At 58.4% G+C, this 22,103-nt stretch carries 17 protein-coding genes; 8 read left to right on the forward strand and 9 right to left on the reverse strand.

The window, feature by feature from the left end:
• Positions 1 to 9: 9 nt before the first annotated feature.
• Positions 10 to 3,057: a formate dehydrogenase-N subunit alpha gene (gene fdnG, locus ROR01S_RS09180; RefSeq protein ID WP_086816658.1), complete on the reverse strand. Its 3,048-nt coding sequence runs from the start codon at positions 3,055 to 3,057 to the stop codon at positions 10 to 12.
• A gap of 223 nt (positions 3,058 to 3,280) precedes the next feature.
• Between fdnG and yddG the strand changes: the two genes are divergently transcribed.
• Positions 3,281 to 4,159 carry an aromatic amino acid DMT transporter YddG gene (gene yddG / locus ROR01S_RS09190; protein WP_004861717.1) on the forward strand — a complete coding sequence of 293 codons (879 nt, stop codon included), beginning with the start codon at positions 3,281 to 3,283 and terminating at the stop codon, positions 4,157 to 4,159.
• On the opposite strand, the gene benD is transcribed toward yddG, so the two are convergent.
• The 7 genes from benD to ROR01S_RS09225 all read right to left on the reverse strand — a co-directional run bounded on the left by benD (position 4,156) and on the right by ROR01S_RS09225 (position 10,454).
• Positions 4,156 to 4,929 carry a benzoate diol dehydrogenase BenD gene (benD, locus tag ROR01S_RS09195; RefSeq protein WP_064359363.1) on the reverse strand — a complete coding sequence of 258 codons (774 nt, stop codon included), beginning with the start codon at positions 4,927 to 4,929 and terminating at the stop codon, positions 4,156 to 4,158. The genes yddG and benD overlap by 4 nt on opposite strands.
• Positions 4,930 to 4,938: 9 nt before the next feature.
• On the reverse strand, positions 4,939 to 5,952 hold the full coding sequence (benC, locus tag ROR01S_RS09200; RefSeq protein ID WP_064359364.1) for a benzoate 1,2-dioxygenase electron transfer component BenC: 1,014 nt from the start codon (positions 5,950 to 5,952) through the stop codon (positions 4,939 to 4,941).
• Between the two features lie 9 nt (positions 5,953 to 5,961).
• On the reverse strand, positions 5,962 to 6,447 hold the full coding sequence (benB, locus tag ROR01S_RS09205) for a benzoate 1,2-dioxygenase small subunit (protein ID WP_004861712.1): 486 nt from the start codon (positions 6,445 to 6,447) through the stop codon (positions 5,962 to 5,964).
• A complete protein-coding gene (locus tag ROR01S_RS09210; protein WP_015584388.1) occupies positions 6,447 to 7,829 on the reverse strand; it encodes a Rieske 2Fe-2S domain-containing protein in 1,383 nt (460 codons plus the stop codon). Before ROR01S_RS09210 ends, benB begins: the two co-directional genes overlap by 1 nt.
• A gap of 144 nt (positions 7,830 to 7,973) precedes the next feature.
• On the reverse strand, positions 7,974 to 8,900 hold the full coding sequence (catA, locus tag ROR01S_RS09215) for a catechol 1,2-dioxygenase (protein ID WP_064359365.1): 927 nt from the start codon (positions 8,898 to 8,900) through the stop codon (positions 7,974 to 7,976).
• Positions 8,901 to 8,977: 77 nt separating this feature from the next.
• Positions 8,978 to 9,268, reverse strand: coding sequence for a muconolactone Delta-isomerase (gene catC / locus ROR01S_RS09220; protein ID WP_004861704.1), 291 nt, complete (start codon positions 9,266 to 9,268; stop codon positions 8,978 to 8,980).
• A 19-nt stretch (positions 9,269 to 9,287) separates the two neighbouring features.
• Positions 9,288 to 10,454, reverse strand: coding sequence for a muconate cycloisomerase family protein (locus ROR01S_RS09225; RefSeq protein WP_370313355.1), 1,167 nt, complete (start codon positions 10,452 to 10,454; stop codon positions 9,288 to 9,290).
• A 211-nt stretch (positions 10,455 to 10,665) separates the two neighbouring features.
• On the opposite strand from ROR01S_RS09225, the gene ROR01S_RS09230 reads away from it, so the two are divergent.
• Positions 10,666 to 11,463 carry an IclR family transcriptional regulator domain-containing protein gene (locus ROR01S_RS09230; protein ID WP_015584389.1) on the forward strand — a complete coding sequence of 266 codons (798 nt, stop codon included), beginning with the start codon at positions 10,666 to 10,668 and terminating at the stop codon, positions 11,461 to 11,463.
• Between the two features lie 2 nt (positions 11,464 to 11,465).
• Here the strand turns inward: ROR01S_RS09230 and ROR01S_RS09235 are convergent, their stop codons facing one another.
• Positions 11,466 to 12,956, reverse strand: coding sequence for an MFS transporter (locus tag ROR01S_RS09235; RefSeq protein ID WP_064359366.1), 1,491 nt, complete (start codon positions 12,954 to 12,956; stop codon positions 11,466 to 11,468).
• A gap of 118 nt (positions 12,957 to 13,074) precedes the next feature.
• Between ROR01S_RS09235 and ROR01S_RS09240 the strand changes: the two genes are divergently transcribed.
• From ROR01S_RS09240 to narI, 6 genes are all read left to right on the forward strand, one after another.
• On the forward strand, positions 13,075 to 13,665 hold the full coding sequence (locus tag ROR01S_RS09240) for a TetR family transcriptional regulator (protein WP_032717407.1): 591 nt from the start codon (positions 13,075 to 13,077) through the stop codon (positions 13,663 to 13,665).
• 276 nt (positions 13,666 to 13,941) lie between these two features.
• On the forward strand, positions 13,942 to 15,330 hold the full coding sequence (locus ROR01S_RS09245) for a NarK family nitrate/nitrite MFS transporter (RefSeq protein WP_004861692.1): 1,389 nt from the start codon (positions 13,942 to 13,944) through the stop codon (positions 15,328 to 15,330).
• A gap of 137 nt (positions 15,331 to 15,467) precedes the next feature.
• A complete protein-coding gene (locus tag ROR01S_RS09250; RefSeq protein ID WP_064359367.1) occupies positions 15,468 to 19,208 on the forward strand; it encodes a nitrate reductase subunit alpha in 3,741 nt (1,246 codons plus the stop codon).
• Positions 19,205 to 20,731, forward strand: coding sequence for a nitrate reductase subunit beta (narH, locus tag ROR01S_RS09255; RefSeq protein WP_015584391.1), 1,527 nt, complete (start codon positions 19,205 to 19,207; stop codon positions 20,729 to 20,731). Before ROR01S_RS09250 ends, narH begins: the two co-directional genes overlap by 4 nt.
• Positions 20,731 to 21,426, forward strand: coding sequence for a nitrate reductase molybdenum cofactor assembly chaperone (narW, locus tag ROR01S_RS09260; RefSeq protein WP_004861686.1), 696 nt, complete (start codon positions 20,731 to 20,733; stop codon positions 21,424 to 21,426). Before narH ends, narW begins: the two co-directional genes overlap by 1 nt.
• Entirely contained in the window at positions 21,423 to 22,103 is a 681-nt protein-coding gene (gene narI / locus ROR01S_RS09265) for a respiratory nitrate reductase subunit gamma (protein ID WP_064359368.1), read from the forward strand. The genes narW and narI overlap by 4 nt, the downstream gene beginning before the upstream one ends.

Consider the following 22,103-nt stretch of genomic DNA (forward strand, 5'->3'; position numbering starts at 1 on the left):
AATCGCTCCTTACGCTTTCTCGATGTTGACCAGAAACGCTTTATACTCCGGCGTTTGCGAGTTGGAATCGCCGACGTTTGGCGTCAGGGTATTGGCGATATAGCCTTTCTGCGCCACCCCTTCAAAGCCCCAGTGCAGCGGGATCCCGACGGTCTCCACCTGCTGGCCGTGAACGTTGAGGGTCCGCAGACGGCGAGTCACCACCGCCACCGCGCGAATAAAGCCGCGCTGGCTGCTCACCGTCACCCGATCGCCGTTGGCAATGCCTTTCGCCTGCGCCAGACCTTCGCTGATTTCCACAAACTGTTCCGGCTGGGCGATGGCGTTGAGCCGCGCATGCTTGGTCCAGGTATGGAAATGCTCGGTCAGGCGATAGGTCGTGCCGACGTAAGGGAACTTATCTTTTTTCCCTAAGCGCAGGGCGTCCTCTTCATACAGACGCACCACCGGACTGGAGATCACCTGCGGATGCAGCGGGTTGGTCCCCAGCGGCGTTTCCATCGGCTCGTAATGTTCCGGGAACGGCCCTTCGGCCAGCTTATCGAGCGCAAACAGACGCCCCAACCCTTCCGGCTGCATGATAAACGGCCCGGTATTGCTGCCCGGCGCGGCGGTATTGAAGTCAGGAATATCGTTCCCCGTCCACTTGCTGCCGTTCCACTGGATCAGCATCCGCTTCGGATCCCACGGCTTGCCGTTAATATCCGCCGACGCCCGGTTGTACAGCACGCGTCGGTTCAGCGGCCACGCCCAGGCCCAGCCCAGCGTATTGCCCAGCCCTGACGGATCGGCGTTATCGCGGTTAGCCATCTGGTTACCCTGCTCCGTCCAGCTACCGGCGTAGATCCAGCAGGACGATGCCGTAGTGCCGTCATCGCGCAACAGCGCGAAGCTGCTCAACAGCTGGCCTTTTTTCGCCAGCAGAACGCCGTTGCTGTCGTAGAGATCCTCCAGCGCGTAGCCGTTGTTCTCTTTCGCCACCTCTTCCGACTCCGGATGATCCGGCTGCTTGTAGCTCCAGCTCATCTTCAGCAGCGGTTCCGCGCCTTTGCCGCCTTCACGGCGATACATCTCGCGCAGGCGATGGTAAATCCCGGCCAGAATTTCGCCGTCGTTACGCGCTTCGCCCGGCGCATCCTGGCCTTTCCAGTGCCACTGCAGCCAGCGCCCGGAGTTGGCAATCGACCCGTCCTCTTCAGCAAAGCAGGTGGAGGGCAGACGGAACACTTCGGTCTGAATCGCCGCCGGGTCAACATCGTTCGACTCGCCGTGGTTTTGCCAGAAGGTCGAGGTTTCGGTCACCAGCGGGTCGATAACCACCATGTACTTCAGCTTGCTCAGGCTGCGAACCACCTTGTTTTTGTCCGGGAACGAGGCCACCGGGTTGAAGCCCTGGCAGATATAGCCCGTGACCTGACCTTTATCCATCATGTTGAAATACTTGATGACGTCGTAAGCCTGATCCCATTTCGGCAGCCAGTTAAAGCCCCAGTCGTTCTCTTTCTGCGCCGCATCGCCGTAAAACGCTTTCATCAGACTGACCGCAAACTTCGGATAGTTGCTCCAGTAGTTCACCTGATCCGGTCGCGTTGCTTTTGGCGTGTTCGCCGTCAGCCAGGTGTGCAGATCGGTCTGTTTTTCAGACGGCAGCGTCAGATAGCCAGGCAAGCTGGTCGACAGCAGGCCGAGGTCGGTTAAGCCCTGAATATTGGAGTGGCCGCGCAATGCGTTAACGCCGCCGCCGGCCATCCCCATGTTGCCGAGCAGCAGCTGGATCATCGCCATCGTGCGGATGTTCTGCGCGCCGACGGTATGCTGCGTCCAGCCCAATGCGTACAGGAAAGTGGTGGTCCGGTCCGCGGCGCTGGTGGAAGCCAGCACTTCGCACACTTTCAGGAAGTCGGCTTTCGGCGTTCCGCAGATATTCTCCACCACTTCCGGCGTATAGCGGGAGACATGCTGCTTCAGCAGGTTCCATACGCAGCGCGGATGTTGCAGGGTCTCATCGCGCAGGGCGTAGCCATTTTCGTCGAACTGATAGTTCCACGACGTTTTGTCGTACTGCCGTTTTTCAGCGTCGTAGCCGCTGAACAGGCCATCTTCGAAGGCAAAATCATCGCGCACCAGCAGGTTGGCGTTGGTGTAGTGCTTAACGTACTCCGCATTGATTTTGTTGTTTTCAATCAGGTACAGCAGCACTCCCGACAGGAAGGTAATGTCGGTCCCGGATCGAATCGGCGCATAGATATCGGCGACCGAAGCCGTACGCGTAAAGCGCGGGTCGACGACGATCAGCGTCGCATCGTTGTTGTTTTTCGCCTCCATCGCCCAGCGGAATCCCACCGGATGAGCCTCAGCGGCGTTGCCGCCCATCACCACCACGACGTTAGCGTTTTTGATATCAACCCAGTGGTTGGTCATCGCACCGCGACCAAATGTTGGAGCAAGACTTGCTACCGTTGGTCCGTGTCAGACGCGCGCCTGGTTATCCACTGCCAGCATGCCGAGCGAACGCACAAACTTCTGCGTCAGCATCCCGGTTTCGTTACTCGCCGCCGAGGCGCACAGCATCCCGGTTGAAAGCCAGCGGTTGACCACGGTGCCCTGCTCGTTTTTCTCAATAAAGTTGGCATCACGGTCGGCTTTCATCAGTCTGGCGATACGGGTAAAGGCATCGTCCCAGGAGATGCGCTGCCATTTGTCAGAGCCTGGCGCGCGGTATTCCGGATAGCGCAGACGGTTATCGCTGTGAACATAATCCAGCAGCCCCGCCCCTTTCGGGCATAAAGCGCCCCGACTGACCGGGTGATCGGGATCCCCTTCAATATGATAAATGGCTTCTTTCGCGTTCTTCGCGCCGTCGCCCAGGCTATACATTAATAGCCCGCAGCCCACGGAACAGTATGTGCAGGTGTTGCGGATCTCTTTGGCGCGCAATAATTTGTAATTACGCGCCTGAGCCAGCGCCATTTTGGGTGCGAAACCCAGGGCAGCAGCTGTTGTTCCGGCCATACCGCCTGCGCAGATTTTAAAAAACTTTCTGCGGCTGACGTCCATTGATTTTCTCCATGCAGGATGCGTGTTCATCGCGGGGGAAACTAACAGCAATGCCCCTGATTTTTTTGCGTCAAATCAATGTCGAAAACCATCGCCCCCTTAATAGTCAAGGTCAGCGGATTTCATTACTCCCTTTGTATTAAGCGCGAAGGAAAACAGGGGCCAGAAGGAATGAAAAAGTGTTATAAATCGACTCTTGATGAATATCGGTGTCAGGTTTGACATGGAAAAGAAAAAAGCAACGTTGACCGGCCTGGCTGCCATTGTGCTGTGGAGCACGATGGTCGGATTAATTCGTGGCGTCAGTGAAGGGTTAGGTCCGGTCGGCGGCGCGGCAATGATCTATACGCTGAGCGGCTTATTATTGCTGGCCACCGTCGGGTTTCCCCGGCTGCGGCAAATGCCGCGCGCCTATCTGCTGGCCGGCAGTCTGCTGTTCGTCAGCTATGAAATTTGTCTGGCGCTGTCGCTGGGCTTTGCCGGCAGCCGCCAGCAGGCGATTGAAGTCGGGATGGTCAATTATCTGTGGCCCAGCCTGACGATTCTCTTTGCCATTCTCTTTAATGGTCAGAAAACCAGCTGGCTGGTCGTTCCCGGCTTATTTCTCGCGCTGCTTGGCGTCACCTGGGTATTAGGCGGTGAGCATGGCCTGAATATCGATGAAATTACCCGGAACGTCGTCTCCAGCCCCCTGAGCTATATTCTGGCCTTTGTCGGCGCATTTATCTGGGCGACCTATTGCACGGTCACCGCAAAATATGCGCGCGGCAAAAACGGCATCACCCTGTTTGTTTTATTAACCGCCCTGACCCTGTGGCTCAAGTTTATGTTCAGCGATCAACCGCCGATGATTTTCAGCTGGCCGGTGGTCATTAAGCTGGTGATGTGCGCGGTGGCGCTGGGGTTTGGCTATGCGGCCTGGAACGTAGGTATTCTCCACGGTAACGTCAGCCTGCTGGCGGCCGCCTCTTACTTTACCCCGGTGCTCTCTTCGGCGCTGGCGGCGGTGCTGCTCAGCGCGGTCCTCTCCTGGCCATTCTGGCAGGGCGCCGGCATGGTATGCGCCGGCTCCCTGCTCTGCTGGTATGCCACCCGACGTTAGCCGAGGTCGCCTCCGGCCACCGGCAGCGTAACGCCGGTGATATAGCTTGCCTCATCGCTGGCGAGAAACAGGATCGCGTTCGCCTGTTCCGTCAGCGTGCCGTAGCGATGCATCAGGCTGCTCTCCACGGTTTGATCGACCACCTGCTGATACCACTCCTGCTCCTGCGCCGTGGGCGTTTCATGATTCCGCGGGGTTAAGCGCGCCGGCGCCTCGGTTCCGCCCGGCGCCACGGCGTTGATGCGAATCCCGCTGCCGCTGTACTCCATAGCAATCGAACGGGTCAGCGCGTTGACCCCGCCTTTCGCCGCCGAGTAAGGCACCCGGTTAACGCCCGCGGTGGCAACGGACGAGACGTTAACGATGCTGCCCTTGCCCTGTTTGAGCATCCACGGTAGCGCCGCGCGGCAGCCCCACAGCGTCGGAAACAGCGAGCGACGAATCTCTTTTTCAATCTGATCCGGCTGATATTCGGCAAACGGCCGCGCCCAGATCGTCCCCCCGATGTTATTAATCACCACGTCCAGTCGGCCAAAATGGGCGACCCCGGCGGCAAAAGCCTGCTCGGTGCTCTCCCACTGTTCGAGGTCTGCCTCCAGCGCCAGCACGTCGCTGCCCCCCTCGACCAGCGTCGCCGCCAGCTCGTGGACATAGCGCGAACGGTCGATCAGCAGCAAACGGGCCCCTTCACGGGCGGCCTGCTCTGCCGTCTGACGGCCAATGCCCTGGGCGGCGCCGGTAATGGCCACCACTTGATGTTGAAAACGCATCGCTCCTCCTTATGCCGCCGCACTCTGGCTGGCGAGAAATTTTTCGTACCAGAAACCTGCCGGATTAATTCCCCGCTCGCGAAGCGCGCCGGAAACCGCGTTGACCATCGGCGGCGGGCCGCACAGATAGATGTCGACATCGCCATCGTTAAGCATCGCGTCATCAAGATGCCCGGTGACAAACCCGCGCTGCGGGCAGGCGCTCTGTTCATCGGCAACGACCGGCAGCCAGCGGTAGCCGGAAAGCTGATCGACAAACGCATCCAGCGCCTCGGTCTTCACCAGATCGCTATCGCGGGTGACGCCATAGAGCAGCGTAATCGGCCGGGTACTGCCCTGCAGGGCCAGGGTGTGCAGCATCGACAGCAGCGGCGCCAGCCCGGTCCCGCCCGCCAGCATCAGCAGCGGACGTTCCCCGTTGCGCAGGTAGAAGCTGCCCATCGGGCCGCTGAGGGTGAGACGATCGCCCGCTGCCGCCTGGCTCGTCAGCCACTGGCTCATTACCCCGCCGGGCACATTGCGGATCAGGAACCGACCTTCGCGCTCGCCCGGAAGCGAGCTGAAAGAGTAAGCGCGCACCTGCGGCGTGCCCGGTACCTGAATGTTGATGTATTGTCCGGGCAGAAAAGCCAGCGGTTCATCCAGCTGGAGCACCAGCTCAATGGCGGTCTCCGACAGGTGATTCACCTGCATCACCGCCGCACCGCTGCTGGCGAGCGCGGTTTTGCACTGCGCCGCAGCCACCGGAACGTCAATCACGCAATCGCTGGTCGGGATCATCTGACAGGTCAGCACCTGACGAGCATCGGCCTCTTCTTCGCTCAATGCCTCCTCGAGATACTCTTCCCCCATGCCATAGTCGCCGCTGGCGCAATGGCATTTGCAGGTCCCGCAGACGCCGTCCGAGCAATCCATCGGCAGGTTGACCTTCTGGCGGTAGGCGGCGTCCAGCACTTTTTCTCCCGCATTGCACTGGATAAAGCGGGTAATACCATCCTCAAAATTGAGTGCGATAGTAAACATATCCACCTCTTAAATATGGTAAACGTCAATCACCTGACGGATATAATCGTTGTTCAGCCGCACCGTCTTACGCAGGATCTGCGGTTTGCCGTCGCAGGTCGTCAAGGTGACGCAGGTCGAGCCAAACCACGCATCGGTGTGCTGGTACCGGTGGTTGTAAGTCACCCAGTTGTAGCGCACCTCCACCCCCTGCTCATTTTCGCCGAGCAGCTCAACGTTGCTGATCAGGTGGGTGGTACGCGGCTCCGGCGTACTGGCGCCAGAACGTTCCGTTTTGATGCGGTAGACGCGGTCCTCAAGTCCCTCGCGGTTCGGGTAATAGATCAGCGATATTTCGCGCTGCGGGTCGCGGGTCAGCTTGTCGTCATCGCCCCATGCCGGCATCCAGAACACCACTTTCGGGCTGTAGCACGTCAGCCACTGATCCCACTGGCGGTCGTCCAGCAGGCGGGCTTCGTAATAGAGAAACTGGCGAACCTGTTCAAGCGTCAGCATCACACCACCTCCACGCGTTGGGTTATGGACTGTTCATAGCGCTGCTGCTCTTTTTCCAGCGCCGCCAGCATCACGTTTTGCCAGTGATGGTGATGGGCGATGTACAGCGCCTCATCCTCCGATTTCACCCCGCTAAGCAGCGGAGTGAATCCGGCATGCCGGGCGTGTTCATCCGGGCCATCGACCCAGTGCAGCGCGCCGCGACTGAGATCGCTCCACGCCAGGTTCTCGCCGAGATAGCCGCGCTGGCAGGCGCTGAACTCTTCCAGATCGTCCGGCGTTCCCATGCCGCTGACGTTAAAGAAATCCTCGTACTGGCGGATGCGCAGCGCGCGGGCCTGGTCCGGCTCGCCTTTCGGCGCAAAGCACCAGATAGTGACTTCGGTTTTGTCTACTGCGAGCGGGCGAATGACGCGGATCTGTGTGGAAAACTGGTCCATCAAATAGACGTTGGGATAGAGACAAAGATTGCGCGTTTCATTGACCATCTGGTCGGCGCGCAGCTCGCCAAACTCGGCCTGTAAGCGGGCCTGATGGGCGAAAACCGGGCGCACTTCCGGGTTGAGCGCCCGGGTCCACAGCAGCATATGGCCGTTTTCGAAACCGTAACCTCCGCCGAGACTTTTCGACCAGCCGTTGGCATCGACGGAATGCGTCCCTTCGGCTTCGTAGTTGCGGCGCGACATTGTGGAGGCGTAGTTCCAGTGCACCACGCTAACGTGGTAGCCGTCGGCGCCGTTTTCCGCCCCCAGCTTCCAGTTGCCCTCGTAGACATAGCTGGAGGAGCCTTTCAGCACTTCCAGCCCTTCCGGCGCCTGATCGACCATCAGATCGATAATTTTGCAGGTTTCGCCAAGATAAGTTTCCAGCGGCTGCACGTCCTCGCTGAGGCTGCCGAATAAGAAGCCGCGATATGAGGCAAAGCGCGGCAGTTTTTTCAGGTCATGCGACCCTTCATGTTTAAAGGTCTCCGGATAACCGCCGGTGCTTTCATCTTTGGCTTTCAGCAATTTACCGTTGTTGCCAAAGGTCCAGCCGTGGAACGGACAGGTAAACGAGTTTTTATTGCCGGTTTTACGACGGCAGAGCATGGCGCCGCGATGGGCGCAGCTATTAATTAACGCGTGCAAGGCATGCTGTTTATCGCGGGTGATAATAACCGGCTGTCGTCCGAGAGTCAGAGTAAAATAATCACCAGGCTCAGGAATTTGACTTTCATGGGCGAGGAACACCCAGTTCCCTTCAAATATATGTTTAATCTCAAATTCAAATAGCTGCGGATCGGTAAAAATCGAACGATGGCAGCGATAAATATGTTTTTGCCGGTCAACAATTAATGCATTGCTGATTTTATCTTTTAATAGCGAGAGTGTTTTTTGCATGAGCTTAGCCCTCCTGCAGAATTCAGGAATTAATAAAGTCAGAGAGAATAATCAATTCGGGAATATCCCCGGCCGCGCGTGGCAGGCCGGGCAACAGCATGACTCACCGCCCCGGGCGCACCGGCCCGGGAGGTGCGCCGGTCATTACTCTTGTGCGCGCAGGCGGGAAATACGCTGTTCTTCGTCGGCGTTGAGGGCCGGGCACAAAGTAAAGTCGAAGCGAATTTCGGTGTGTTCGCCGTCAAGCTCACGCTGCTGAATCAGCTCACGATCGGTGATTTTAACCGGGTCGGCAATCAGGCCATCGCGGGTGGCGAAGGCAAAGTCATCCCACAGATACTTATCACCGTTAAGGTTAATCTGGCTGGTTAAATGCTTGTGGCCCGGCGCGGAAACAAAGAAGTGAATATGTGCCGGACGGTTGCCGTGACGACCCAACTGGTTAAGCAGCTTTTGGGTCGGGCCATCCGGCGGACAGCCGTAGCCAGAAGGCATGATGCTACGCACGCTGTAGCGGCCATCTGCGCCGGAGCGGATGCGGCGACGCAGGTTGTATTCACTCTGGCTCTGGTCGAAGAACGAATAGTTCCCCAGGGTGTTGGCGTGCCAGATATCCACAATCGCGTTGGCAACCGGACGCCCCTGGGTGTCGCACACCTGACCGTGCAGCCACATGACTTCACCCGCATCGCGGCCGTCATCCATCCGCGCGTGCCCTTCTGCGAGCGGCGCATTGGCCACGTACAGCGGCCCCTCAATGGTGCGCGGCGTACCGGTTTCCCGATGCGCTGCGGCGTCAATCGCATCCTGACGCAGGTCGAGGAAGTGTTCCAGCCCGAGACCTGCCGCCAGCAGCGCCGCTTCCTGACGCCCGCCCAGTTCATGCAAATAGTTCACCGCATGCCAGAACTCTTCCTGGGTAATATTATAATCGTCGATCAGGGTGCACATATCTTCCAGTAAACGATGCACAATGGCTTTAAATCGTTCATTACCGCCGGGAACATTTAACCCGGCACTTTCACGTAATAATTTCTGCACGGCTTCTTGTTGTACGAAAGAATTTTTCATTGTGATTCTCACTTATTGCTTGCAGTTGGCTTGTAGGGTTTACACCGGAATATCCGGCGCGAGGTTTTTTATTATTTTTAGCTATCGTCTTCACGAATCGAGGAGGGATGACGACACAGTGCCTCGACGCGTATTTCCATAAACGGGTATAACGGCAGAGCCATTAATATCTGGTGTAACTGGTCGGCATCACGCACATCAAAAATACTGACATTGGCGTACAGTCCGGCGACGCGCCAGATATGTCGCCAGGTGCCTTCACGCTGTAATTGCTGCGAATAGGCTTTTTCTCGTTGTTTAATCTCCTCAAGCTCGGCGGCGGGATATCCCAGCGGGATCTTGACGGTCATATCCACTTTAAACAGCATATTTTTCTCCTGTCATGTCCTACGCTTTGCGGGCATAGAACTGCAATTTATCTTCATCGAGTTCGACACCTAAACCCGGCGTCTGAGGCAGGACGACGCTGCCGTCGGTGAACGTTAGCGGCACGCTGACGATGTCATCTTTGAGCAACAGCGGACCAAACATTTCAGTGCCCCATTGCAGCGGCAGCGTCGACCAGGCGTGCAACGATGCGACGGTGCCCACGGTTCCTTCCAGCATGGTGCCGCCATACAATCCGATACCCGCCGCCTGCGCGACGTGCGCCAGGGCTAAAACGCTGGCCGGGCCGCCCGCTTTGGCAATTTTCAAGGCAAAGGCGCCGCTGAAGCCTTGCTGCGCCAGGCGATAGCCATCGTAGTGCGTCGCCACCGCTTCATCCGCCAGAATCGCGGTTTCAATGTGATGGCTGAGGCGAACCAGCGCCGCGTTGTCCTGCGCGCTGACCGGTTGTTCAATTAAGTCGATGCCCATCGCCGCCAGTTCACGACAGCCTTTTGCCGCCACAGTGGCGTCCCAGGCCTGGTTGACATCGACACGAATGCTCGCCCGATCGCCGAGGGCTTCGACAATCGCCCGGGTATGACGTAAATCGGTCGCCAGTTCGCGGGCGCCAATTTTCAACTTAAATGCCTGATGGCGACCTTCGGCCAGCAGCGTTTCCCCTTCGGCGATATCCTTGTTGGTATCCCCGCTCGCCAGGGTCCACAGCACCGGCAGCGAGGTCTGCAGCGCGCCGCCAAGCAGCGCTGAAACCGGCAGCCCCAGCGCCTTGCCCTGCGCATCCAACAGCGCGGTTTCAATGGCGGATTTGGCGAAGGTGTTACCTTTGATGGCGCTGTTGATACGCTGCGTCAGCGCATTCAGGTTATCGGCGGGCTGCCCTTTGAGCAGCGGCGTCAGATAATGGTTAATGGCGCTGGAGATGGCTTCCGGACTCTCGACGCCATAGCTCAGCCCGCCGATGGTGGTCGCCTCGCCGATACCGCAAATACCGTCAGAGCGCGTAATGCGGACAATCACCAGCGTCTGGCAGCCCATGGTTGTCATTGAGAGTTTGTGCGGGCGAATGGTCGGGACATCAACCAGCCAGCTTTCAATGCGTTCTACGGTCGCGGTCATGTTTTCTTCCTGATCGTTAAATTCATAACTTTTTGTGACGCCAACCATAACGAAGGGTGACGGTGACTTTGACAATAGGGGGGAGCCGGTGAAATGGTCAACGGCGATAATCGAAATGTTGTGCGATTATCGACGCGCTTGTTAAAATGAGGTTAATAATGTGATCCGGGTGGTAAAACAGGCACATTCCGTCGCCGCCCTTTTTCCCCACGGTATAGTGGTGCCCGTGAGCTTTTGTTTTCGAATGGAGAGGAATTCAATGAGCGCGACACCGCCAACCCCCCTCAGCGCCAGGCAGGCCGAACACGACCCGAATTTCATGCTGTCGCTGGCGCGCGGGTTGGAAGTTCTCAGCGCCTTTACTCCCCAGCGCCAGCGGCTGACTATCTCGCAGCTCAGCCAGAAAACGCAGATTTCCCGCGCCGCCGTCCGCCGCTGCCTGTATACCCTGGCCGCACTCGGCATGGTGCACAGTCCTGACGGACGCAGCTATGAACTGTTGCCGCGGGTGTTGGCCGTCGGCCACGCCTATCTGGCCGGAACGCCGCTGGCGAAAGTGGCCCAGACCGCGCTGGATAACCTCGGTAAGAGCCTCGGCGAATCTTGCTCCGCCGCCACCCTCGATGGCGATAACGTGCTCTATATTGCCAGGGCCGCAGTCAATAATCTGCTGAGCGTTGATATCGGTCGCGGCAGCCGTCTCCCCGCATGGGCGACCTCAATGGGCCGCGTACTGCTTAGCGCCCTGGCGGAAGAGCAGCTGGACGTGACATTGTCACGCGCGAATTTAATTCGCTACACCCCGCATACGCTGTGTGATTTAGCGGGATTGCGGGAGGAAATAACCAGAGTACGTATGCAGGGATATGCGATCGCCGATCGGCAAATTGAGGTGGGATTATGTTCGCTGGCGGTACCGCTGCTGTCACGCAGCGGCCAGGTGGTGGCGGCGCTCAACGTCGGCGTGCCCGCCAGTGCCATGAGCGCCGCCGCGCTGAGAGAGAAAGCGCTGGCCCCGCTGCGGCGGGCGGCCATGGAGCTTTCTCTCCAGCTGTAGGGCTAGTTCATTTTCGGCGCCTGCGCCAGACTGCGCCAGATCCCGGCTGCCAGCAGCAGCAGCAGCACCCCGGCGGTGGCCAGCACGATGCTGTGGGCGCTGATAAACGCGGTTTTCGCCGCTGCAATCAGCGAATGCGCCGGAACTGCGGGCAGCGATTGCGCCAGGGCGATCGCTTCGCTGATGGACGACGAGGCCTGCGCTGCGGCCTGACCGTCCACCCCGGCGGGCAGCACAATCGATGAACTGTAGCTGCGGGTCAGAATCAGGCCAAACAGCGCGATCCCCAGACCGGCCCCCAGCTCGTAGGCCATCGTTTCAATGGCGCCGGCCGCCGCCGCTTTCTCTTTCGGCGCCGCCGCCATAATGGCGGAGCCGGAAGCCAACAATGCGCTGGCGACGCTGAAGCCTAAGAGAATCATCAATCCCCATGCCAGCCACTGCTGGGAGCTGAAATCGGTCATCGACAGACCGAGGAAACTGAGCGCGCTCAGCAGCATACCGCCGGTTGCCACCAGCCGCAGGCCCAGGCGAGAAACCATCAACCCGGCAACAGGTCCGCTAAACCCGCTCGCCAGCATCAGCGGCAGCATAAACAGCCCGGCTTCAAACGGTGTTTTGCCGTGGACGAACTGTAGCTCCTGCGCCATCAGTAGCTCGAAGCCAACCAGGGTAATCAGGGCGGTCATCGCCATCATCACGCCGCTTAAGATAATGCGATGCGTAAACAGGCGCATATCGACCATCGGCGTAGCGGCGGAAAGCTGCTGGCGAACAAAGCGCACCAACAGCGCCAGGCCCACCAGCGCGATCGATCCGGTCAGCCATAATGCCATCTGCCCTTTCAGCGCCGATTTTGCGCTGAACACCAGCATCAGGATCGCCACAATCAGCATCAATGCCTGGGTCAGATTAAGCGGCTGTTCGCGCCGTGCCGGCTGGCGCGGCACCATCCGCGCACTGAAGGCGATAACCGCCAGCACGATGGGCACGTTGATCAGGAAGACCGATCCCCAGTAAAAATGTTCCAGCAGGATCCCGCCCACCAGCGGGCCGAAGGCGGCGCCGCCAGAGCCAATCGCCGCCCACAGGCCGAGCGCCATGTTGCGGTGGCGCGCCTGCGAAAAAGTGTTACGGATACCGGCGAGCGTCGCCGGAACGATCATCGCCGCACCAATGGCCAACAGCGCGCGGGAGGCGATCAGCGCCAGCGCAGTGGGTGAAAACGCCGCCGCCAGCGACGAAACGCCGAAAATAGCGCTGCCGAGCAGCAACAGCCGTTTAAAGCCAATTTTATCGCCGAGCGCCCCCATCGGCAGCACCATACCGGCCATGACTAATGAATAAATATCAATGATCCACAGCAGCTCATTGCTGCTGGTCCCCAACGACATACTAAGCGTTGGCGCGGCGACATGCAGTACCGTGGCATCAATCGCCACCGGTAAATACACCAACAAAATCGCCACCAGCGTTAACCATTGCCGAGACATACTTTTTCCTCAATTTTGCAAATTGGACACGCGTCCAGGATTGCGATCCTGCCGGATTGTTGAACAACTGTCCAACTTTTTGTTACTATCGAAGAAAACCACGGCTCAGCGGGGAAATATGCACTACTTAAATCGGGAAGCGCGTCGGGAGGTGATCATGCTGGCGGCGATGCGTGTCGCGCTGCAGGGGGGCTTAGGCGCCATGACCGTCCGGCAAATCGCCGCCGAAGCCGGAGTCTCCACAGGGCAGTTGCATCACCATTTCACCTCCATCGGCGAGCTTAAGGCGCAGGCCTTCGTTCGTTTAATTCGTGAGATGCTGGATATCCAGCTGGTAGCGGAAGACGCCAGCTCGCGCGAGCGCCTGTTTTCAATGCTCGGCAGCGAAGATGGCCGCCTGGATCCCTATATCCGTTTGTGGCGCGAAGGCCAACTGCTCTCCGGGAGCGATAGCGACATCAAAGAGGCCTACCTGCTCACCATGTCGATGTGGCACGAAGAGACGGTCAATATTATTCGTCTCGGCAGCGAAAGCGGTGAATTTCATCCCGATGACAGCGCGGAGAATATCGCCTGGCGTTTAATTGCCCTGGTCTGCGGGCTGGATGGGATTTATGCGCTGGGAATGGAAGCGATCGACGACAGCGCATTTACACGCTATATAAACTACTATATAACGTTAGAACTACTGCGCCCGCCAACCATTTAGCCAACTGAGCTTCTGAATGCGCCGGGAAGGCACGGTCTGTCGGCCCGGCAGACCTGTCGCCGCTGCTGACAGGAGCGCAGTTTAAGTCACATTTCATTTACATTTAGTAACAAATAATAAACCCCTATTGCGCACGCGCTTTCCTGAAGCGTTTTTTTTTATCTATTCTTCAAACACTACAATAATTCATTCGACCAGCCTTAATCGCCTCTTCTGCTTAATTTGCGGTGTTGTCATCTTTAAATTTTCTTTGGTTACTGTGCATTCGAGGGCAATATGTCAAGAGAAAGTGAGAAAGATAATCATTACCTTTTAAAAGGGTGGCGCCCGGAAAATCCAGCATTCTGGGAAAATAAAGGCAAAGCCATTGCGCGAAGAAATCTTTTTATTTCAGTAAGTTGTTTACTTCTTGCCTTCTGCGTCTGGATGTTATTCAGCGCGGTTGCGGTGAATCTTAATAAAGTCGGCTTTAATTTCACTACCGATCAGCTTTTTTTATTAACCGCGCTTCCTTCGCTGTCCGGGGCAATATTACGCGTGCCCTATTCTTTTATGGTTCCTATATTTGGCGGACGCTACTGGACGGTGATCAGCACCGTTATTTTAGTGGTGCCCTGCCTGTGGCTTGGGATCGCGGTGCAAAACCCGGCAACCCCATTCTGGATATTTATTCTCATCGCTCTGCTCTGCGGTTTTGCCGGAGCTAACTTTGCCTCCAGCATGGGCAACATCAGTTTTTTCTACCCGAAAGCGAAGCAAGGCAGCGCCCTCGGCGTGAACGGCGGCCTGGGTAACCTCGGCGTCAGCGTGATGCAGCTGCTCTCGCCGGTAGTGATCTTCGTGCCGATCTTCACTTTTGTCGGCGTTCGCGGCGTCGATCAACCGGACGGCGCAACCCTGTGGCTCGGCAACTCGCCGCTCATCTGGGTGCCGCTGCTGCTCGCCGCTACCGTGGCGGCGTGGTTCGGGATGAACGATATCGCCGGTGCCAAAACCTCCATTCGCGATCAGCTCCCGGTGTTGAAACGCCCGCATATGTGGCTGCTGAGCCTGCTTTATCTCGCCACCTTCGGCTCGTTCATCGGGTTTTCCGCCGGCTTCGCGATGCTGGCCAAAACGCAGTTTCCGGATGTGAATATCCTGAAACTGGCCTTCTTTGGCCCGTTTATCGGCGCCCTGGCGCGCTCCTTCGGCGGCATCATTTCCGACCGTCTGGGCGGCGTCAACGTCACCCTGGTGAACTTCATTCTGATGGCGCTGTTTACCGGCCTGCTGTTCCTCACCCTACCCGGCTCCGGTTCCGGGAGTTTTCTGGCGTTTTACGTGGTGTTTATGGGGCTGTTTCTCACCGCGGGTCTCGGCAGCGGCTCTACGTTCCAGATGATCGCCGTGATCTTTCGCCAGATAACCATCGATAGCGTCAAGAAACGCGGCGGCAGCGATGAGCAGGCCCAGCACGAAGCGGTCACCGATACCGCCGCCGCGCTCGGGTTTATCTCCGCTATTGGCGCGGTCGGGGGCTTCTTCATCCCGAAAGCCTTTGGCACCTCGTTAGCCATGACCGGTTCCCCGGTTGGCGCCATGAAGGTTTTCTTTGTCTTTTATGTCGTTTGCGTACTGGTGACCTGGCTGGTCTACGGTCGTCGTAAACCGGCAAAAAAATAACGGCATCGTTGCCGGATGGCGGCTGACGCCTTTATCCGGCCTACGGGATCGTGCGGTCTTGCTGGCCGGATAAGGCGCTAACGCGTCGCATCCGGCAAGGGCTTGATGCCGGACATTATCGGAGCAGGAGAAACGTCATGAGTAAACTACTGGATCGCTTTCGCTACTTTAAGCAGAAACGCGAGACCTTTGCCAACGGCCACGGTCAGGTCCTGGATACCAACCGTGACTGGGAAGATAGTTACCGTCAGCGCTGGCAGTTCGACAAGATCGTCCGTTCCACGCACGGAGTAAACTGTACGGGCTCATGCAGCTGGAAAATTTACGTCAAAAACGGGCTGGTCACCTGGGAAACCCAGCAGACCGACTATCCGCGTACCCGCCCGGATCTGCCCAACCACGAACCGCGCGGCTGCCCGCGCGGCGCCAGCTACTCCTGGTATCTCTACAGCGCCAACCGACTCAAATACCCGCTGGCACGTAAACGGCTGATTGAGCTGTGGCGCACGGCGCTGGCCCGCCATCCCGACCCGGTCGATGCCTGGAACAGCATTATGGAAGATCCGCAGCAGTGTCTCAGCTACAAGCAGATGCGCGGCAAAGGCGGGTTTATTCGCTCGACCTGGAAAGAGCTGAACCAGCTGATTGCCGCCGCCAACGTCTGGACCATCAAGCACTATGGCCCGGACCGCATTGTCGGCTTCTCGCCGATCCCGGCGATGTCGATGGTCTCTTATGCCGCTGGTACCCGCTACCTGTCGCTAATTGGCGGTACCTGCCTGAGCTTCTACGACTGGTATTGCGACCTGCCCCCCGCCTCGCCGATGACCTGGGGCGAACAGACCGACGTACCGGAATCTGCCGACTGGTATAACTCCAGCTACATCATCGCCTGGGGCTCTAACGTGCCGCAGACCCGAACGCCTGACGCCCACTTTTTTACCGAGGTGCGCTACAAAGGCACCAAAACTATTGCTATTACGCCGGACTATTCGGAAGTGGCGAAACTGTGCGATCAGTGGCTGGCGCCGAAACAGGGTACCGACAGCGCGCTGGCCATGGCGATGGGCCATGTCATCTTAAAACGCTTCCATCTCGACAATCCGAGCGATTACTTCCTTAACTACTGCCGCCACTACACCGACATGCCGATGCTGGTGCTGCTCGACGATCGCGACGATGGTACCACCGTCCCCGGGCGAATGGTGCGCGCTTCTGACCTGCTGGACGGGCTGGGTGAGAGCAACAATCCGGAGTGGAAAACCGTGGCCTTCAGTTCCGCCGGTGAACTGGTCGCCCCCAATGGCTCTATCGGTTTTCGCTGGGGCGAAAAAGGGAAATGGAACCTCGAACCGCGGGCCGCCGGGAAGGAGACCGAACTGGCGCTGTCCCTGCTGAATATCAAAGATACCGTCGCCGCCGTGGGCTTCCCCTACTTTGGTGGCAACGAGAACCCGCATTTTCGCAGCGTTGAGCAGCAGCCGGTGCTGATTCATCGGCTTCCGGCCAAACGTCTGACCCTGGCCAGCGGCGAGAGCAAACTGGTGGTGAGCGTTTATGACCTGGTCCTGGCTAACTACGGCCTCGACCGGGGGCTCGACGATGAGAACGCGGCCGGCGATTTCAGCGAGGTGAAAGCCTACACTCCGGCCTGGGCGGAGCAGATTACCGGCGTTCCCCGCCACCACATAGAGCAAATCGCCTGGGAGTTCGCCGATACCGCGCATAAAACCCACGGTCGCTCGATGATTATCCTCGGTGCCGGCGTCAACCACTGGTACCACATGGATATGAACTACCGGGGGATGATCAATATGCTGGTGTTCTGCGGCTGCGTCGGACAGAGCGGCGGCGGCTGGTCGCACTATGTCGGCCAGGAAAAACTGCGTCCGCAGACCGGCTGGCTGCCGCTGGCGTTTGCCACCGACTGGAACCGCCCGCCGCGCCAGATGAACAGCACCTCTTATTTCTACAACCACTCCAGCCAGTGGCGCTATGAAAAGCTGACCGCCCAGGAGCTGCTTTCACCACTGGCGGACGCCAGTCGATATACCGGACACCTGATTGATTTTAACGTGCGCGCCGAGCGCATGGGCTGGCTGCCTTCCGCCCCGCAGCTCAGCGTCAATCCGCTGACCATTAAGCAGCAGGCCGATGCCGCCGGCCTCTCACCCGCCGACTACACCGTGCAGGCGTTAAAATCCGGCGCCATCCGCTTTGCCTGCGAGCAGCCGGACAACGGTAAAAACCATCCGCGGAATATGTTTATCTGGCGCTCCAACCTGCTGGGTTCCTCCGGCAAGGGGCATGAGTACATGCTCAAATATCTGCTGGGCACCGACAGCGGCATCCAGGGCGATGAACTGGGGGCGACGGACGAGGTTAAACCGGAAGAGGTCGAGTGGCAGACGCCGGCGATTGAAGGCAAGCTCGATCTGCTGGTGACCCTCGATTTCCGCATGTCGAGCACCTGCCTGTTCTCAGATATCGTTCTGCCGACCGCCACCTGGTATGAAAAAGACGATATGAACACCTCGGATATGCATCCGTTTATCCACCCGCTTTCCGCCGCCGTCGACCCGGCCTGGGAAGCCAAAAGCGACTGGGAAATCTATAAAGAGATCGCCAACGTCTTTTCGACGGTCTGCGTCGGCCATCTCGACGCGGAGACCGATGTGGTGCTTCTGCCTCTGCAGCATGACTCTGCGGGCGAACTGTCCCAGCCTTTCGATGTGGTTGACTGGCATAAGGGCGAGTGCGATCTGATTCCGGGGAAAACGGCCCCGACCATTGCGGTAGTCGAGCGCGATTACCCTGCCACCTACGAGCGCTTCACTTCCCTGGGCCCGCTGCTGGATAAGCTGGGCAACGGCAGTAAAGGCATCAGCTGGAAAACGCAGGATGAGGTCGATTTCCTCGGCAAACTCAATTACGTCAAGCTCGACGGCCCGGCAAAAGGCCGCCCGCGCATCGACAGCGCCATCGACGCCACGGAAGTGATCCTCAGCCTGGCGCCAGAAACCAACGGCCAGGTGGCGGTCAAAGCCTGGCAGGCGCTGGGAGAGTTTACCGGACGCGATCACACCCATCTGGCTATCAACAAAGAAGATGAGAAGATTCGCTTTCGCGATATTCAGGCCCAGCCGCGCAAAATCATCTCCAGTCCGACCTGGTCCGGGCTGGAAAGCGAGCACGTCTCCTACAACGCCGGCTACACCAATGTCCATGAACTGATCCCCTGGCGCACGCTCTCCGGCCGCCAGCAGCTGTATCAGGATCATCCGTGGATGCGCGCCTTCGGTGAAAGTCTGGTGGTCTACCGGCCGCCGATTGATACCCGGAGCGTCAGCCATATGCATCAGATTCCGCCGAACGGCTTCCCGGAAAAGGCGCTCAATTTCCTCACCCCGCACCAGAAATGGGGGATTCACTCCACCTACAGCGAAAACCTGCTGATGCTGACCCTGTCGCGCGGCGGGCCGATCGTCTGGATCAGTGAAACCGACGCCAGAGAGCTTGGCATTGAGGACAACGACTGGATTGAGGCCTTCAACGCCAACGGTGCGCTCACCGCCCGGGCGGTGGTCAGCCAGCGCGTACCGCCCGGCATGACCATGATGTACCACGCGCAGGAGCGCATCATGAACATTCCCGGATCTGAAGTCACCGGCCGTCGCGGCGGCATTCATAACTCGGTGACCCGCATTTGCCCGAAACCCACCCACATGATTGGCGGCTATGCGCAGCTGGCCTACGGCTTTAACTATTACGGTACCGTCGGCTCCAACCGCGATGAGTTCATCATGATTCGTAAAATGAAAAACATTAACTGGCTGGATGACGAAGGTCGCGATCAGGTACAGGAGGCGAAAAAATGAAAATCCGCTCACAAGTTGGAATGGTGCTCAATCTCGACAAATGCATCGGCTGCCACACCTGCTCGGTCACCTGCAAGAACGTCTGGACCGGGCGCGAAGGGATGGAATACGCCTGGTTTAACAACGTCGAAACCAAACCCGGTATCGGCTACCCGAAAAACTGGGAAGACCAGGAAGAGTGGCAAGGCGGCTGGATCCGCGGGATCACCGGTAAGCTGACGCCGCGCCTCGGCAACCGCGTTGGCGTGTTGGCAAAAATCTTCGCCAACCCGCAGCTGCCGGGCATCGACGACTATTACGAACCCTTCACCTACGATTACCAGCATCTGCATACCGCGCCGGAGAGCCAGCATCTGCCTACCGCCCGCCCCCGTTCGCTGATTAGCGGTAAGCGAATGGATAAAATCAGCTGGGGCCCCAACTGGGAAGAGCTGCTTGGCGGCGAGTTTGAAAAGCGCGCCCGTGACCGTAACTTCGAAGCCATGCAGAAAGAGATGTACGGCCAGTTTGAAAACACCTTCATGATGTATCTGCCGCGCCTGTGCGAACACTGCCTTAACCCGAGCTGCGTCGCGACCTGCCCGAGCGGGGCTATCTATAAGCGCGAAGAGGATGGCATCGTACTGATCGATCAGGATAAATGCCGCGGCTGGCGCATGTGCATCAGCGGCTGCCCGTACAAAAAAATCTACTTTAACTGGAAGAGCGGCAAATCGGAGAAGTGCATCTTCTGCTATCCGCGGATTGAATCCGGCCAGCCGACGGTCTGTTCGGAAACCTGCGTCGGGCGCATTCGCTACCTCGGCGTGCTGCTGTATGACGCCGACCGGATTGAGGAAGCGGCCAGCACCGAACATGAAACCGACCTCTATGAACGCCAGTGCGAGGTATTCCTCGACCCGCACGACCCGGCGGTGATTGAAGAGGCGCTGAAACAAGGGATCCCGCATAACGTCATCGACGCGGCGCAGAAATCGCCGGTGTATAAACTGGCGATGGACTGGAAGCTGGCGCTACCGCTGCACCCGGAGTATCGCACCCTGCCGATGGTCTGGTACGTCCCGCCGCTGTCACCGATTCAGTCGGTCGCCGACGCCGGCGGCCTGCCAAATAATGGCAGCATTCTGCCTGCCGTCGAAAGCCTGCGCATTCCGGTGCAGTATCTCGCCAACCTGCTGAGCGCCGGCGATACCGGCCCGGTGCTGCGCGCCCTGAAACGCATGATGGCGATGCGCCACTACAAACGCTCACAGACCGTCGAAGGAGTGACCGACACCCGGGCTATCGAAGAGGTGGGCTTAAGCGTGGAACAGGTCGAGGAGATGTACCGCTACCTGGCCATCGCTAACTACGAAGATCGCTTCGTGATCCCCACCAGCCACCGGGAAATGGCGGAAGATGCTTTCCCGGAACGCAACGGCTGCGGATTTACCTTCGGCGATGGCTGTCACGGGTCGGATACCAAATTCAACCTGTTCAACAGCCAGCGCATCGACGCGATCAACATCGGGGAGAAAGAGTAATGCGGATCCTCAAAATTATCGGTCTGCTGCTGGAGTATCCGGATAGCCTGCTGTGGGACAACCGTGAAGAGGCGCTGGAGTTGGTCCGTGCCGATGCGCCGGCGCTACTGCCGTTTGTTGAATCGCTGCTGGCCGCCCCGCTGCTCGACCGCCAGGCCGAATGGTGTGAAGTGTTTGACCGCGGACGGGCCACCTCGCTGCTGCTGTTTGAGCACGTGCACGCGGAGTCCCGCGACCGCGGCCAGGCGATGGTCGAGCTGATGAATCAGTATGAGCAGGCCGGGCTGCACATCGACTGCCGGGAGCTGCCTGACCATCTACCGCTCTATCTGGAGTACCTCAGTAGCCTGCCGCCAGACGACGCCAGAGAAGGCTTGCAAAACGTGGCCCCGATTCTGGCGCTGCTTGGCGGGCGCGTCAAACAGCGCCAGTGTCAATATTATCAGCTGTTTGACGTCCTGCTGGCGCTGGCTGGCAGCGCGCTCAGCAGTGACAGTGTCACCAGGCAGGTGGCGGGTGAAAAGCGCGATGATACCCGCCAGGCGCTGGATGCGGTGTGGGAGGAGGAGCAGGTGAAGTTTATCGAAGATAACGCCACCGCCTGCGACAGCTCCCCGATGCAACATTATCAACGACGCTTTAGCCAGGACGTCGCGCCACAGTACGTCGACGTCGGTGCCGGAGGCCCGAAATGATACAGTACCTGAACGTCTTTTTTTACGATATCTACCCCTATCTGTGCGGGACGGTGTTTCTCATCGGCAGCTGGCTACGCTACGACTACGGGCAGTATACGTGGCGCGCCTCTTCCAGCCAGATGCTCGACAAACGCGGCATGGTGCTGTGGTCGAATCTGTTCCATATCGGCATCCTGGGCATCTTCTTCGGCCACCTCTTCGGGATGCTGACCCCGCACTGGGTTTACTCCTGGTTCCTGCCAATGTCGCAAAAGCAGCTGATGGCGATGATTCTCGGCGGGATCTGCGGCGTACTGACGCTGGTGGGCGGCGCCGGGCTGCTGATTCGTCGTCTGACCAACCCACGCATTCGCGCCACCTCATCGACGGCGGATATTATGATTCTGAGCATTCTGCTGATTCAGTGTGCGCTGGGTCTGACGACCATCCCCTTCTCCGCTCAACATCCTGACGGCAGTGAAATGCTGAAGCTGGTGGACTGGGCGCAGGCGGTGGTGACCTTCCACGGCGGCGCCTCGGCGCATCTTGATGGCGTGGCATTTATCTACCGCGTTCACCTGGTGCTGGGGATGACCATCTTCCTGATCTTCCCGTTCACTCGCCTGGTGCACGTCTGGAGCGCGCCAATAGAGTATTTGACCCGCCGCTACCAGCTGGTGAGATCCCGACGCTGA

Source organism: Klebsiella ornithinolytica NBRC 105727 = ATCC 31898 (genome assembly GCF_001598295.1).
Lineage (GTDB): Bacteria > Pseudomonadota > Gammaproteobacteria > Enterobacterales > Enterobacteriaceae > Klebsiella > Klebsiella ornithinolytica.

Excerpts from the sequence above, each read along its gene's own strand:
- catC (WP_004861704.1), bottom strand. The coding sequence starts at position 9,268 with ATGCTGTTTAAAGTGGATATGACCGTCAAGATCCCGCTGGGATATCCC.
- catA (WP_064359365.1), bottom strand. The coding sequence starts at position 8,900 with ATGAAAAATTCTTTCGTACAACAAGAAGCCGTGCAGAAATTATTACGT.
- benB (WP_004861712.1), bottom strand. The coding sequence starts at position 6,447 with ATGCTGACGCTTGAACAGGTTCGCCAGTTTCTCTATTACGAAGCCCGC.
- yddG (WP_004861717.1), top strand. The coding sequence starts at position 3,281 with ATGGAAAAGAAAAAAGCAACGTTGACCGGCCTGGCTGCCATTGTGCTG.
- ROR01S_RS09230 (WP_015584389.1), top strand. The coding sequence starts at position 10,666 with ATGAGCGCGACACCGCCAACCCCCCTCAGCGCCAGGCAGGCCGAACAC.
- benC (WP_064359364.1), bottom strand. The coding sequence starts at position 5,952 with ATGTTTACTATCGCACTCAATTTTGAGGATGGTATTACCCGCTTTATC.
- narI (WP_064359368.1), top strand. The coding sequence starts at position 21,423 with ATGATACAGTACCTGAACGTCTTTTTTTACGATATCTACCCCTATCTG.
- ROR01S_RS09240 (WP_032717407.1), top strand. The coding sequence starts at position 13,075 with ATGCACTACTTAAATCGGGAAGCGCGTCGGGAGGTGATCATGCTGGCG.
- ROR01S_RS09245 (WP_004861692.1), top strand. The coding sequence starts at position 13,942 with ATGTCAAGAGAAAGTGAGAAAGATAATCATTACCTTTTAAAAGGGTGG.
- ROR01S_RS09235 (WP_064359366.1), bottom strand. The coding sequence starts at position 12,956 with ATGTCTCGGCAATGGTTAACGCTGGTGGCGATTTTGTTGGTGTATTTA.
- ROR01S_RS09250 (WP_064359367.1), top strand. The coding sequence starts at position 15,468 with ATGAGTAAACTACTGGATCGCTTTCGCTACTTTAAGCAGAAACGCGAG.
- ROR01S_RS09210 (WP_015584388.1), bottom strand. The coding sequence starts at position 7,829 with ATGCAAAAAACACTCTCGCTATTAAAAGATAAAATCAGCAATGCATTA.
- ROR01S_RS09225 (WP_370313355.1), bottom strand. The coding sequence starts at position 10,454 with ATGGTTGGCGTCACAAAAAGTTATGAATTTAACGATCAGGAAGAAAAC.
- narH (WP_015584391.1), top strand. The coding sequence starts at position 19,205 with ATGAAAATCCGCTCACAAGTTGGAATGGTGCTCAATCTCGACAAATGC.
- narW (WP_004861686.1), top strand. The coding sequence starts at position 20,731 with ATGCGGATCCTCAAAATTATCGGTCTGCTGCTGGAGTATCCGGATAGC.
- benD (WP_064359363.1), bottom strand. The coding sequence starts at position 4,929 with ATGCGTTTTCAACATCAAGTGGTGGCCATTACCGGCGCCGCCCAGGGC.